A 14,016-nucleotide genomic window follows, 5' to 3' on the forward strand; every position below is an offset into this window, starting at 1 on the left:
AAGTGAATGCAGCAGATAATCAATTTTATCATTAGGTATAAAACCTCGCTGCTTTACTTATTATTGCTTTTAATTTCTCTGGGCTTTACTATTGATTCTCATTCTTATCATCGATCGAAATTCTTTAATTCTTCAAACCGAATATCCGGATCTATCTACAATACTGCAGATGGTATTACACAATATTTTAACCTGAATGAGGAAAACAAAAAACTGGTTGAAGAAAACAAGAAGCTGCGAATTTTACTTTTCAATCCAAATATTGAAGACAGTGTACAATTAGATACAACCAAATTTGATTTTGCAATTACTCCCGGAAGAATTATTAAAAACAGTTATTCAAGTCCGAATAATTATATAACTATAAACAGGGGAACAAACCATGGCATTAAACAGGATATGGGTGTAATTACAGCCAAGGGAATTCTTGGGATTGTTGAGCATACCACAAAAAATTATGCCTCTGTTCAAAGTATATTAAATACCAAATCTAATATAAATGCCAAAATTAAGAATACAAATTATTTTGGATCTTTAGTTTGGGACGGACGGGGCTATAACCAGGTAAAACTGGAAGATATTCCCAGATTGGTACCTCTATTAGTTGGTGATACCATAGTTACAGGGGCCATGTCGAGTATTTTTCCGGAGAATATTCCGATTGGGACTATTAAAAAATTCGACTTGAATGTATCGAAAAGTTTTTATAGCATAGATGTAGAACTTTTTAACGATATGTCCAATGTTAAAAATATCTATATCATTAATAACAAAAACAGACCTGAGATCTTAGAGCTCGAAGCTAAAATTGCCAATGACCAGTAGTTATTACTATATCAATTTTATTAGATTCGCCTTACTTGTCCTCGTTCAGGTCTTAGTATTTAACAGGCTGAATTTTTTTGGCTTTATAAATCCAATGGTCTATATTCTTTTCCTCTATTGGTATCCAATAAAGGAAAATAGATCGGTTTTTATATTTACAGGATTTTTACTGGGTTTGTCCATTGATTTTTTTTCAGACACTATGGCTTTAAACGCAGCATCTACTGCTACTATAGCTTATTTGCGACCTACTATTATGCGTTTTGTTTTTGGGGTCAATTACGAATTTCAAAGTTTTAAATTATCTAATACTACCAGGGTACAACAAATTACTTTTTTGACGTTATTAATTATAGTCCATCATGTTATTTTCTTTACTTTGGAAATTTTCAGTTTATCAAATTTGCTGCTAATTTTAAAGAAGGTTATTTTTACCGGAATTGCCACACTAATACTGTGTTTACTTTTTGGTTCACTTTTCAGTATAAGGAAAGAATGAGAGGCATTCCAGCGAAATATTGAAAGCTAAATTTCAATGAAAAAAATATTATTATCGTCAATAATCGTCCTTATCGGTATTACCTTTATTGGTAGACTATCCTATTTGCAAATATTTAGCTTTTCTCCAGATCAGGTTTTGGAAGATCCTGCGATTAAAGCGATCTATGATTATCCGGAGAGGGGATACATATATGACAGGAACGGGAAACTTTTAGTAGGAAATGATCCTGCCTATGATGTTATGGTGATTCCAAGGGAAGTGAAACCCTTGGATACCCTTGAGTTTTGCGGCCTTTTAGGAATAGATAAGGAAAAGTTTGTACAAAAACTCCGGAAAGCCAGAATATATTCTCCAAGATTACCTTCAGTATTAGTGCCTCAACTTTCAAAAGAAGATTATGCTATGCTTCAGGAGAAAATGAGGAAATATGAAGGATTTTATATTCAAAAAAGATCTTTAAGATATTACGATACTAAAGCGGCTGCTAATGTCTTGGGATATATTAGAGAGGTAAATGAACGTGACCTGGAGAGAAATCCTTATTACGTGCAGGGAGAATTAACCGGTGGTAAAGGCGTAGAGCAGCAATATGAGGAAATTTTAAGAGGCAGAAAAGGGGTACAATATATTCAGAAAGACAGATTTAACAGAGATATAGGCCCCTATAAAGGTGGAATTCTGGACACGCTTCCGGAACAAGGCAAGGAAATAAGCCTCACCCTTGACAAGGAACTCCAGGAATATGGGGAGCTACTTATGCATGGGAAATGGGGTGGAATTGTCGCAATAGAACCATCTTCCGGAGAAATATTAGCTATGATCTCAGGACCAACCTATGATCCGGCACTACTTGTAGGCAGGGAACGCTCAAAAAACTATAGCAAACTACATTATGATACTATATCCAAACCCCTGTTTGATAGATCTATTTCGGCTGAAGGCTCTCCGGGATCACCATTTAAAACATTAAATGCCCTGGTTGCATTGCAGGAAGGGGTCATCCAGCCAAGTACAACTATTCGCTGTTATAACGGATTTTATGTAGGTAAAACAAAGAGGGGCTGTCATTGCGGGGGTGGAATAAGAAATTTGAACAGTGGTATTTATAAATCTTGTAATGCATACTTCGCGGGTACATTTCGAAAAATTTATGAAAAATTTCCTACTTCAGATGAAGGTCAGGATGTCTGGGAAAAACATATGAATAGTTTTGGCCTCGGAAATTTTTTAGGATATGATCTTCCTACTGGTAGACCTGGAAGAATCCCGGGTAAGGAGTATTATGACAAATGGTATGGAGATGATCGTTGGTCTTCATCCTATATCATTTCTAATTCCATTGGTCAGGGAGAAATTGCAGCAACACCGGTACAGCTGGCAAATATGACAGCAGCTATTGCAAACCGTGGTTATTATTATACGCCTCATATTCTGAAGAAAGTTGAAGGTAAGGATATAAGCATTCCGGAATACATACAACCCAAGTATACCACAATTGACAAAAAGCATTTTGACCCTGTTGTTAGAGGCATGGCCGATGTGTATAAAAAAGGTACAGCCAGATGGGTACAAATACCCGGAATAGAAATTGCAGGCAAAACAGGTACTGTAGAGAATTATACAAAAATAGATACTGTACGTGTACAACTTACAGATCATTCTGTATTTGTGGCTTTTGCTCCGGTAGATAATCCAAAAATTGCCTTGGCAGTTTATATTGAAAATGGCTATTATGGCTCAAGATATGCAGGACATATAGCGTCTCTATTAATAGAAAAATACCTAAAAGGAACTATTACAAGAAAGGATCTTGAAAAAAGAATGCTCGACAAAACTCTTGAACATGAATATGCCAAGCCATACAGCGGAGAAGAATTCAAGATAAATGAGTATGTCTGGTAGGAAAGTATTTAAACGAATTGACTGGCTTACCGTTTTATTTTACCTTTTATTAGTTGGGATAGGTTGGATAAATATCTATTCCAGTACATTTTCAGGAATCAACTTCTCTGTTTTCGATTTTAGTCAGTTATACGGAAAACAATTGATTTTTATTGGGTTAAGCCTCATAAGTATCTTGGTTATACTTGCTCTCGAGGCCAGTTTTTATGAACGTTTTTCCAGTGTTTTGTACATAATTTCTATGGTCCTTCTTTTAGGCCTTTTTGTCTTTGGCAAGACCATTGCCGGAGCAACTTCATGGTACAACCTGGGATTTTTTAATTTTCAACCTTCTGAGCTGGCCAAAGTGGCCACCGCTTTAGCTTTAGCTAAGTATTTAAGTGATATTCAAACAGATATTAAAAACCGGAAAGATCAATATTATTCTTTTTTAATTATTTTAATTCCGGCCTTTTTAATTATTCCACAACCAGATCCGGGCAGTGCGTTGGTATTTTTCTCCCTGATCTTTGTCCTTTTCAGAGAGGGGTTACCATTGTATTACCTTGGCATTGCCCTTTTAGCTGTTGTAATTTTTATAACCACACTGATGTTCGGAACAATCTGGGTAGGAATTGGCCTGGCCTTAATAATTGCTCTTTTCTTCTTAATGAAAAAAGCCTCTTTTAAAGTTCCCATCTTACCATTAGTAAGCGTTTTTGTTATTTCAATCGCCTTTTCGTTATCTGTTAATTTTGTTTTCAATAATATTTTTGAGCAACGTCACAGAGATAGATTCAGCCTTTGGCTTCGGTTGGAAAAAGATCCTGATAAACTCGAAGAAATTCGTAAAACTATAGGCTATAATACGTACCAATCTGAAAAGGCTATTGAATCTGGTGGTTTCTTTGGCAAAGGCTTTTTAGAAGGTACCAGAACAAAGGGCGATTTTGTACCTGAACAGCATACAGATTATATTTTTAGTACTGTGGGTGAAGAGTGGGGATTTCTGGGCACAACCATCGTTGTGATTCTCTTTACCATGTTACTTTTACGACTGGTTTATCTGGCCGAAAGGCAAAAAAATGATTTTAGCCGAATGTATGGATACGGAGTAATATCTATATTGCTGATTCATTACTTTATCAATATAGGAATGGTCATTGGCGTACTCCCGACAATTGGCATTCCATTACCTTTCTTCAGTTACGGAGGCTCCGGTCTTTTAGGATTTACAATTCTTTTATTTATATTCCTGAAATTAGATGCTAACAGGCTAAATGAGTGGGGCTAGAAGCTCCAATGATTTGTATTTATACTTTGTTCCAGGCGAGTTTCTATATTCTTATCCATTTTATTAAAAAAATCTATCCCGCTAACCTCCTCCAAATCATCTATGGTCACCAAAAAATTTATAAGCGGTTCCCTGGTATCCTTATGAGGAATTAGAAAAGCAAGAACTTTTATATCCTTACCCTCTTCTTTGACTACAATTTTATAATACATTTTCGGGACTGCCACATCTTCTTCTCCAATCGTCGGAAGGCCTTTTTCCAGAATTCCCCCGGTAATAATGTACAGGCGCTCATATTGTTTACTCCAACTTCTTATCTTCTTTTCCAATTGGTTCCATATCCCGGAATTAAAATCATTCTTTTGAGGTGTAATATTGCTGGTATAAAAAGTTTCATTATAGGCATAAACTGAAAACCTTCTGTCTCCTGCCGGACAAAGATGCCCCCTGTCATATCCCGAGCCTTTATAATTTCTCCAATCAGCAGATTTAGTGCTTACTTTAGGATCTTCTATATAATCAGGACGCTCCCTGTCATCATAGGTAAGATGACTTCGATTTAGCTCATATGCCACCCACTCGGCCTGCTCATAACGTTCCTTATAGGAAAGTATATAATTACTATGAATTACTATTTCACCCGAAGTGGAAGCTGGTAATAATCTATCCGGCACTTCAGAGGTTAAAACTTCATTCGGAGGCGCAGAATACAAATCGGGAGTATAAAAATTCTCAAACACCCAAAAACCTAAAATACAAAGGATTAGCAAAAGCATATAAATAGTTCTGTTCGTTTTTCGTGATCTGCTTTGCCTCATAGATCAAAGTTAATTTAATTTCACTGAATTTTATTTTGAATAGATTGTAAGTTAGCATCAAGTAATCCGACAAAAATTACTTATTTTCCCTTTCAGGGAATTTATAGAATTTTATAAAAATTAAATTTAAAATACTTACCATAATTATAATTCAATGTTGACTTGGAAAAACATAATAAGCTTTACAGCAAACGGAAATCCCGCCCCGGAAAGGCGTGTTGAAAAAACAGAAAATGAATGGCGTGACATACTTACTCCGGATCAATTTCGGATTACCAGAAAAAAAGGAACTGAGGCCCCTCATTCAGGAGCATTATGCAGTATACATGATGCCGGTAAATATTCCTGTGTATGTTGCAACACTCCTCTCTTTGATTCCTCTATTAAATTTGAATCAGGAACAGGTTGGCCCAGTTTTACACAACCTATAGCAGAAAATGCCATAAAATATGAAAAGGATGTCACATTTGGAATGATAAGGGTAGAGGTCCTTTGCAATACCTGCGACGCGCATTTAGGGCATGTATTTCCAGATGGCCCTGAACCAAGTGGTCTTCGCTATTGTATTAACTCTGAGTCTATGATAATTGAAAAGGAGGTTATTGATGGAAAGTAAAAACTTGGAATTGATAACTCTGGGCGGAGGATGTTTTTGGTGTACTGAAGCTGTCCTATTGGAGGTAAAGGGGGTAGAAAAGGTAGTCTCAGGATATTCTGGGGGGAATGCTCCGGGCAAGCCTACTTATAGAGAAATATGCTCTGGACTCACGGGTCATGCGGAGGTAATACAGGTAAGCTTTGATCCTGGCGTTATTTCTTTACATGATTTATTAATAATTTTTATGACTACCCACGATCCTACAACACTCAACAGGCAGGGTGCAGATATTGGGACACAATACCGTTCAGTCATTTTTTACCATGACCAAAATCAAAAAGAGGTGGCAGAAGGGGTTCTAAGCGAGATGTCTTCTTATTACGAGATTCCGGTAGTAACAGAATTAAGTCCATTAAAAATATTTTATGAGGCCGAGGAATATCATCAGGATTATTATCGGAATAACCAGAGTCAGGGTTACTGCAATTTTGTAATTACTCCAAAATTGGCAAAGCTTAGAAAAATACACGCAGACAAACTTAAAAGCGCTATTTAGGAAAACCAGTTTAAAAACAGCAGGTCAAAGAGATAACCTTAAAATGTACTTCTATAAGACCTATAAGTTATAAAAAAGAATAAAAAAAGAGCTCCTGTAAAATTACTGGAGCTCTTTTATTAACTATAAATACTTATATGTTAGTCTTTTACGCTTGCTAATTTACCGTTTTTAATATTATTTATTTTTAAATCCTGAAGCACATTTATTGCTTCTTCAACATAGACATCCTTTGCAAGATTATTATGCCAACGGTCGCGTTTTTCCCTTAAAACAGGATCTTTAGTAAAAAGTTCTTCTTCGTATTTAAGAGATTCAAATGTCAAATGCGAGTCGTAATCTGAAATAGACTTAAAATAGGTAGATTTTGCTTTATCCTTTTTCTCCTCCTTTTTGTAGATCTCAAAATTCAGAGAAACCACATTTTCATCCTGCTGTTCCTTAAGCCATTTGGCGTTTTCTTCAATTAGCGCAATCTGAGGATTCGCAGCCATCCTTTTGGTACTATTCGCAATAGTGCTTTCATAATCGATATAGCCATCCCATGGCTCGTAATCTGCCGGTGATATTTTGTCCCAGCTTAAAGGGTTACGCTGATCTCTTTCCCCCAGGTCGATATAACTGTACCTATCCGGAACAACAACATCACTTTTAACTCCTTCCAACTGTGTTGATCCTCCATTTATCCTATAAAACTTTTGAGTTGTTAGTTTTATAGCTCCAAGATCACCATGCTCATTACTTCTAACAATATTTTCTAAAGGGATCACATTTTGGACAGTTCCCTTACCAAAAGTCTGCTTACTGCCAATCACTACAGCTCTTTTATAATCTTGCATGGCAGCTGCCAATATTTCAGAAGCTGAGGCAGAAAGTTCATTCACTAAAATAACAAGCGGACCATCCCATTGTATTCGTTCATCCTTATCCTCATAAACATCTTTTTCCTTGCCGGAAGACCTAACCTGAACCACCGGACCATCTTTTATGAAAAGACCGGCCATTTCCACTACCGTTTTAAGAGATCCGCCTCCATTGTCCCTAAGATCAATTACAAGGCCTTCTGCGCCTTCCTGCTTTAAAAGTTCAACTTCTTTGGCCACATCTGTGGCTGCATTTCTTTCGGCATAATCATTAAAATCCACGTAGAATTTAGGAAGGTTGATAATCCCGTATTTTTGATTTTCTTTGATAACCGTTGCAGATTTAGCATAACTTTCTTCAAGTTCAACTACATCTCTTGTAATTGAAATTTCTTCGATAGAGCCATCCACTTTCCTGACAGTTAAATCAACCACCGTACCCTTAGGGCCTTTAATTAGTTTAATAGCATCATCCAAACGCATTCCGACAATATTTACCGGTAACTCGCCCTCCTGCCCTACTTTTAATATTTCGTCTCCAACTTCCAGTTGCTGATTTCTCCAAACAGGTCCACCGGAAATGATTTCAACAATCTTAGCGCCCTCTGGTTTTTTCTGCAATCTTGCACCTATCCCTTCAAATTTACCAGACATGCTAATGTCAAATTTATCTTTATCCTCCGGAGCGAAGTAATACGTATGAGGGTCAAATTCATCAACTATTGTATTGATATAGTATACAAACCAATCTTCCCGCTTGAGATCGTCTACAAAGTCGAAATATTCATCCAGCGTCTTTTTAGTAGATTCTCTGGCCTCAGATTCCATCTGCGAAACTGCTATACTCTCATAATCTGAATCATCTTTCTTTTTTTGCTCCTGCTCTTTGAACTTAGAATCATAAGTTCCAATAGTGGCATATTTTAATTGTTTCCTCCATCGTTCTTTAAGTTCATTTCTCGTTGCTGCAAATGTCTGGTCCTTGTAATCTATATTAATAGATTCTTCGATTGAATAATCGAACGGATCACTTAAAACCTCCGCATAAACGGATTTAGCATTTTCCATTCGCTTCATGAATCTGGCATAAACGATATTAAAGAAAGATATATCTGTATTTCTTATCTGATCATCTATTTGAAATTTGTATTTCTCAAATTCCAAAATATCTTCCTCCAAAAAGTATCTTTTTGTAGGGTCAATGACATCTATAAAATCTTCAAAAACACTAACTGAGAAATCATCATTAATTTCTTTAGGTTCATAGTGCCCGCGTTCCAAAATATATGTAATAAGATCTAAGAGTAATTTATCCTTATCATCATTTTCAAATGACTTATTGGTAAAACTGCATGATGCAACCGCAATAAGTATCACCAAAAATCCAAGTATGAGGTTTCTTTTCATGTATTTTTTTTTAGGTGTGGCTCTTGTTAACCCACTTAATAACAAACTTAAATAATATAAAAAAGCATGGCTCTGCCAATGAATTCCCTAAGATACTGAAAAAACCATGCCACGTTGCAAGCCAGTAGCATTAATTTTTTGTTAAACATCATTAGGATTTGTTTCCAGCAAGCTTTAATAATCAACCCGTTGCACTGGATTTTTGAGTAAAGAGAAACTGTATTCAAGAACATACCATAACTATTGTTTTTGAACAGGTCCTCCATTCGCTCGCCATAATAACATATTAAAAACGTATTTTTGCCATAGAAAGTATACAGTATGCAAAAACCCCTTATTCTGGTTACCAATGACGATGGAATAACGGCCCCGGGCTTAAGAGCATTGGTTCGCTATATGAAGGCAATTGGAGAAGTGGTAGTTGTTGCGCCAGATAGTCCACAATCGGGAATGGGACATGCCATAACGCTGGATAATACACTTTACTCCAAGAAAGTTACTATAGATCTTGAAAATGGAGGCCATGAAGAGTACAGCTGCAGCGGAACCCCTGCCGATTGCGTAAAATTAGCGCTTCAGGAGATACTTGGGAGAAAACCAGACCTCTGCGTAAGCGGCATAAATCACGGTTCTAATTCTTCTATCAATGTTATCTACTCAGGAACCATGAGTGCTGCAATCGAAGCAGGAATTGAAGGAATACCGGCTATTGGATTTTCCTTATGTGATTATTCATGGGAAGCAAATTTTAAAACCGCTGAGATAGCCATAAAAAAAATTACAGAAGAAGCATTAAGCAAAGGAATTCCTGAAGGCGTGGTTCTCAATGTAAATATCCCTAAAACAAATGGTGAAAGCATAAAAGGAATAAAAGTATGCAGACAGGCAAGAGCCAACTGGAAAGAAAAATTTGATAAACGAACTAATCCAATGGGCAAAGATTACTATTGGCTTACCGGTGAATTTGAACTATTAGATAAAGGTGAAGACACCGATGAATGGGCCTTAAGTAACGGCTATATCTCGGTAGTGCCCACACAGTTTGATTTAACAGCACATCACGTCATACAGGATATAAACAGCTGGTCTTTAAATGAATAATAAAAAGGAAATATTAATTGGTTTCGCAGTAGGAATTATTGCCAATATCATAGGAACGCTTTTGTATATACTCTTATTTTCCGATTTTGGGATTATGGAAACGTTCAATGCAGCATTTAAACAAGGCCATATTGGCAGTTTACTGGCCTTGGGCGCAATTTTAAATCTGATCGCCTTTTTTGGCTTTCTGAAATTAAGAAGAGATCAAAGGGCGAAGGGAGTATTAATTGCCACTTTGCTTACTGCTATGGTAATTCTCTATTATAAGATTTTCTAGAATGAAGTATTATATTATCGCCGGGGAAGCTTCCGGGGATCTGCATGGATCAAATCTTATTAAAGCAATTCTTGCCAAAGACACCAAGGCCCTAATCCGTTGTTGGGGCGGTGATCAAATGCAAAAAGCCGGTGGTACTCTTGTAAAGCATTACAAGGAGATGGCGTTTATGGGGTTTTTGGAGGTAATTACCAATCTTAACACCATATTTAAAAATATTAAATTCTGTAAGGAAGATATTAAATCATATAATCCGGATGTCATTATTTTTATTGATTATTCAGGTTTTAATTTGAGAATTGCCAGCTGGGCAAAGGAACACAAATACCGAACTAATTACTACATTTCACCTCAAATATGGGCTTCAAGGGAAGGGCGTATCAAAAATATCAAAAGAGATATTGATGCGATGTATGTCATTCTGCCATTTGAAAAGGAGTTCTATGAAAAAAAACACAACTACCCGGTAAATTTTGTAGGGCATCCATTAATTGATGCAATAGGGCAAATTAATATTGGTAATGAGCAAGATTTTAGAATTGAACATAAACTGGATCCTGATAAACCCATTATTGCCCTCCTCCCCGGCAGCAGGAAGCAGGAAGTTCAACAAATGCTTGGCCTGATGTTAAAGATTACACCTTCGTTTTCAGAGTATCAATTTGTAATTGCGGGGGCTCCAAGCCTGGATGTTGATTTCTACTCAGAATTCTTAAAAAATTATCCCGTAAATCTTGTTTTTAATAGAGCCTACGAGTTGTTGAGTCATTCACATGCCGCTCTGGTAACCAGTGGCACTGCTACCCTTGAAACTGCTTTATTAAAAGTCCCGCAGGTTGTCTGCTACAAAGGCAATTGGATTTCCTATCAGATTGCGAAAAGAATAATCACTTTGGATTATATTTCCCTGGTTAATTTGATTATGGACAAAGAAGTGGTAAAAGAACTGATTCAGGCAGATTTAACCACAAAAAACCTTAAGCATGAGTTAACCAAAATCCTTGATGGTCCCATGCGCGAAGCACAATTAAAGGCTTATAATGAGTTAGAAAAAAAGCTTGGCGGGAAAGGTGCAAGTGAAAAGGCTGCCGCACTTATTGTAGAAAATGCTTAATTTTAGTTCCTGGTAGATCATTTATATCCTGGGATGAATAGAAAGATTCTTGTTTTTTTTAGTATTATACTCCTCACCGGATGTGGTATTGTTAAGAAGAAAACCACCTATGGCAAGGAAAGAACGATTACTGTAGCCGCATCAGAAAATGATAGTTTAGTCACAGAAAAGAAGTTACCTGATTCTACAAAAACTGTCGTTGTCCTCGAAAAAGCAGATTTAATTATAAATTCCGCTATGGCATATTCAGGGGTCCGTTATAAGTATGGAGGGACAACAAAAAAGGGCATGGATTGTTCCGGTTTGCTTTATGTTTCTTTTGGGAAAAACGATATTCCGTTGCCCAGGGTATCTAATCAAATGGCCCTTGAAGGAAAGAAGATTAATTTAAAAAAAGTAACCAAAGGTGATCTTTTATTCTTCAAAACCAGTAAAAAAGGAAAAAAAATTAATCATGTCGGACTTGTAGTTGCCGTAGACGGACGTGATATAAAATTTATTCACGCTACTTCTTCAAGGGGAGTCATTGTTTCTTCTTTACAAGAAGGATTCTGGAACTATGCTTTCGTTAAGGCAACCAGAGTTCTTTGATTGCAACCTTCCAGTTCTATCGGATAGGTTTTTCCAAATTATTCATTTCAATTTAATTTTATTAACTGAACTTAACATTCAGTCCCCAATACTACATTTATAGCCTGTAGAATTAACCTTATAAATTCCATGAAGCTATTGGATTTTATTCCGGTAAAGCTAACTCTGTTTTTGATTTTCGGAATACTTATAGGGTATTATAACAATATTTCCCTTTTGTTATCGACAGGACTTACCAGTGTGTTCATGGTTTTACTCGGTATATCCTGGACGCGGAAAAATAGACTGGATAATCTGCCCTTTGGTTTCTTTTCCCAATTGTGCACAATTTGTTTAGGCATGATGTCCGTGGCACTGACTTTACCTGATAACAATTCAAAACATTACACCAACTTTAAGCTGCCAACCGAACAATATTTACATCTTAAAATCCATGAAATCCTTAAGCCCAATAGCTATAATGAACGCTTTATGGCAGACGTAATTGAGATTGATGGTATAGAAGCAAATGGAAGGATTCTCATTATTGCTAAAAAAGACACGCTTAAACCCAAATTTAGGGTAGATGAAGAAATTTATACCCTGAATCTGCTTGAAGAAATTAGTTTGCCCCTTAATCCATATGGATTTAATTATGCAGAATATCTTAAAAAATTGGGCGTTCTCCATCAACTTAAATTAAACAGTAGGGATTATTTTATTAAAAAGAATGCTTCTATAACTTTATTGGGTCTCACTGCGGCCGTAAGACATAAAATTATATCAGGTTTAGCCCAGTCCAATTTTGGAACGGATGAGCTTGGAATTATCCAGGCCCTGCTTCTGGGACAACGCAATGATATTAGTGAAGAAACATACAAGAATTATAAGAATGCAGGTGCTGTGCATATCCTGGCTGTTTCGGGATTGCATATTGGAATAGTATTATTGTTATGTCAATTTCTGCTAAAACCTCTGGAACGATTACCCAGGGGTAAGGATATCGCCTTGCTACTTACGGTGATTCTTCTCTGGGGATATGCCTTTCTGGCTGGTTTATCACCTTCTGTAATAAGAGCGGTTAGTATGTTTTCTTTTGTCGCCTATGCCATGTACCTGAACAGGCCAACCAGTACATTTAATATCCTGGCATTATCTATGTTTTTTATTCTATTGACCTATGATCCAATGTTACTGTTTCAAGTGGGGTTTCAATTAAGCTATGCGGCAGTATTTTCAATTTTTTGGTTGTTTCCCAAATTACAAAACCTTTGGAATCCGGGAAATATGATTCTTAAAAAATGCTGGCAATTAATATCAATTTCCTTAGCCGCTCAAATTGGGGTACTACCCATTAGCCTTTTCTATTTTCACCAGTTCCCAGGATTATTTTTTATTTCAAATCTCCTCATTGTACCATTCTTAGGTTTAATTCTAGGATTAGGTTTTCTGATCATAGCCCTTATGCTTGCAGGTATCCTTCCAAATAGTATATCCGTAATATACAATAAACTTATAACCCTGATGAATAATGTTATTGAATGGGTAGCCCAACAAGAATTCTTTATTTTCAAGGATATACCTTTTGATTCTTTACAACTTGTATTGAGCTATTTGCTAATTTTTACTTTGGTATATAGCCTCACCGAGAAGAAATTTAAAAACATTCTGGCAGCAGCCCTGTGTTTCATGGGCTTACAATTATGGCTAATTTCATCTACCATAAAAAAAGGCAGGGAACAAAAAATTATAGTTTTACATAAAACCGGAACCTCTGCTCTTCTATATAAGAAAGGTAATTACTTAGATGTAAATTGCTTAGATTCTGTTGCTGTGATAAAACTGGTTAAAGCTCTTGTGGTAGAAGAAAACATCGAAAAAGTTAACTACAAAACGCTACAAAACAGCTATCACTTTAAGGGTCAAAGTCTGTTAATTTTAAATAAGCCTGAAATTATCTTCCAAAAATTTCAGAAAGTCGATTATGTAATCCTTGGGAATTCTCCCAAAATAAATTTTAACCGTTTCCTGGATTCCATTAAACCTGAAAGTATTATAGCAGATGGAAGCAATTATAGGAGTGATATCCCAAGGTGGAAAAAATCGTGCATAGACAGGAAGTTGCCATTCTATTATACCGGTGAAAAAGGGGCATTTATACTGGAAATAGAATAAATCAGCGCACTCCGTGCATAAGTCTTTTTAAAACC

The 14,016-nt window shown here is 36.3% G+C and carries 12 protein-coding genes; 10 read left to right on the forward strand and 2 right to left on the reverse strand.

Annotated elements, in window-relative coordinates; genetic code table 11:
• The first annotated feature begins 6 nt into the window (after positions 1 to 6).
• From mreC to rodA, 3 genes are all read left to right on the forward strand, one after another.
• Complete coding sequence (mreC, locus tag WBM60_RS02745) at positions 7 to 825, forward strand: rod shape-determining protein MreC (protein WP_424258768.1); 819 nt, start codon at positions 7 to 9, stop codon at positions 823 to 825.
• Between the two features lie 535 nt (positions 826 to 1,360).
• Positions 1,361 to 3,229 (forward strand): peptidoglycan D,D-transpeptidase FtsI family protein, encoded by a 1,869-nt coding sequence (locus WBM60_RS02750; RefSeq protein WP_424258765.1) that lies wholly within the window; start codon positions 1,361 to 1,363, stop codon positions 3,227 to 3,229.
• A complete protein-coding gene (gene rodA, locus WBM60_RS02755) occupies positions 3,219 to 4,502 on the forward strand; it encodes a rod shape-determining protein RodA (RefSeq protein ID WP_424258763.1) in 1,284 nt (427 codons plus the stop codon). The genes WBM60_RS02750 and rodA overlap by 11 nt, the downstream gene beginning before the upstream one ends.
• On the opposite strand, the gene WBM60_RS02760 is transcribed toward rodA, so the two are convergent.
• Positions 4,499 to 5,320 carry a DNA/RNA non-specific endonuclease gene (locus WBM60_RS02760; protein ID WP_424277617.1) on the reverse strand — a complete coding sequence of 274 codons (822 nt, stop codon included), beginning with the start codon at positions 5,318 to 5,320 and terminating at the stop codon, positions 4,499 to 4,501. The genes rodA and WBM60_RS02760 overlap by 4 nt on opposite strands.
• Positions 5,321 to 5,474: 154 nt before the next feature.
• Between WBM60_RS02760 and msrB the strand changes: the two genes are divergently transcribed.
• Positions 5,475 to 5,936 (forward strand): peptide-methionine (R)-S-oxide reductase MsrB, encoded by a 462-nt coding sequence (gene msrB / locus WBM60_RS02765; protein ID WP_424278383.1) that lies wholly within the window; start codon positions 5,475 to 5,477, stop codon positions 5,934 to 5,936.
• Entirely contained in the window at positions 5,926 to 6,474 is a 549-nt protein-coding gene (gene msrA / locus WBM60_RS02770) for a peptide-methionine (S)-S-oxide reductase MsrA (protein ID WP_424258757.1), read from the forward strand. Before msrB ends, msrA begins: the two co-directional genes overlap by 11 nt.
• Before the next feature lie 140 nt (positions 6,475 to 6,614).
• On the opposite strand, the gene WBM60_RS02775 is transcribed toward msrA, so the two are convergent.
• Positions 6,615 to 8,744: a carboxy terminal-processing peptidase gene (locus tag WBM60_RS02775; RefSeq protein ID WP_424263694.1), complete on the reverse strand. Its 2,130-nt coding sequence runs from the start codon at positions 8,742 to 8,744 to the stop codon at positions 6,615 to 6,617.
• 321 nt (positions 8,745 to 9,065) lie between these two features.
• Here WBM60_RS02775 and surE point away from each other — a divergent pair, with 321 nt between their 5' ends.
• The 5 genes from surE to WBM60_RS02800 all read left to right on the forward strand — a co-directional run bounded on the left by surE (position 9,066) and on the right by WBM60_RS02800 (position 13,981).
• On the forward strand, positions 9,066 to 9,845 hold the full coding sequence (surE, locus tag WBM60_RS02780) for a 5'/3'-nucleotidase SurE (protein ID WP_424263692.1): 780 nt from the start codon (positions 9,066 to 9,068) through the stop codon (positions 9,843 to 9,845).
• A complete protein-coding gene (locus WBM60_RS02785) occupies positions 9,838 to 10,122 on the forward strand; it encodes a hypothetical protein (RefSeq protein WP_424277618.1) in 285 nt (94 codons plus the stop codon). Before surE ends, WBM60_RS02785 begins: the two co-directional genes overlap by 8 nt.
• A gap of 1 nt (position 10,123) precedes the next feature.
• Positions 10,124 to 11,236, forward strand: a complete 1,113-nt coding sequence (gene lpxB / locus WBM60_RS02790) for a lipid-A-disaccharide synthase (protein ID WP_424282745.1) — start codon at positions 10,124 to 10,126, stop codon at positions 11,234 to 11,236.
• 33 nt (positions 11,237 to 11,269) lie between these two features.
• The gene (locus WBM60_RS02795; protein WP_424277619.1) at positions 11,270 to 11,827 is read left to right on the forward strand and encodes a C40 family peptidase; all 558 of its coding nucleotides are present in this window, start codon (positions 11,270 to 11,272) and stop codon (positions 11,825 to 11,827) included.
• A 129-nt stretch (positions 11,828 to 11,956) separates the two neighbouring features.
• A complete protein-coding gene (locus WBM60_RS02800) occupies positions 11,957 to 13,981 on the forward strand; it encodes a ComEC/Rec2 family competence protein (RefSeq protein WP_424282746.1) in 2,025 nt (674 codons plus the stop codon).
• The last annotated feature ends 35 nt before the right edge of the window (positions 13,982 to 14,016 follow it).

Origin of the sequence: Eudoraea sp. (assembly GCF_049669105.1) — a bacterium.
GTDB lineage: Bacteria > Bacteroidota > Bacteroidia > Flavobacteriales > Flavobacteriaceae > Eudoraea.

Coding starts and splice junctions, on each gene's coding strand:
- mreC (WP_424258768.1), top strand. CDS start 7: ATGCAGCAGATAATCAATTTTATCATTAGGTATAAAACCTCGCTGCTT.
- WBM60_RS02750 (WP_424258765.1), top strand. CDS start 1,361: ATGAAAAAAATATTATTATCGTCAATAATCGTCCTTATCGGTATTACC.
- rodA (WP_424258763.1), top strand. CDS start 3,219: ATGTCTGGTAGGAAAGTATTTAAACGAATTGACTGGCTTACCGTTTTA.
- WBM60_RS02760 (WP_424277617.1), bottom strand. CDS start 5,320: ATGAGGCAAAGCAGATCACGAAAAACGAACAGAACTATTTATATGCTT.
- msrB (WP_424278383.1), top strand. CDS start 5,475: ATGTTGACTTGGAAAAACATAATAAGCTTTACAGCAAACGGAAATCCC.
- msrA (WP_424258757.1), top strand. CDS start 5,926: ATGGAAAGTAAAAACTTGGAATTGATAACTCTGGGCGGAGGATGTTTT.
- WBM60_RS02775 (WP_424263694.1), bottom strand. CDS start 8,744: ATGAAAAGAAACCTCATACTTGGATTTTTGGTGATACTTATTGCGGTT.
- surE (WP_424263692.1), top strand. CDS start 9,066: ATGCAAAAACCCCTTATTCTGGTTACCAATGACGATGGAATAACGGCC.
- WBM60_RS02785 (WP_424277618.1), top strand. CDS start 9,838: ATGAATAATAAAAAGGAAATATTAATTGGTTTCGCAGTAGGAATTATT.
- lpxB (WP_424282745.1), top strand. CDS start 10,124: ATGAAGTATTATATTATCGCCGGGGAAGCTTCCGGGGATCTGCATGGA.
- WBM60_RS02795 (WP_424277619.1), top strand. CDS start 11,270: ATGAATAGAAAGATTCTTGTTTTTTTTAGTATTATACTCCTCACCGGA.
- WBM60_RS02800 (WP_424282746.1), top strand. CDS start 11,957: ATGAAGCTATTGGATTTTATTCCGGTAAAGCTAACTCTGTTTTTGATT.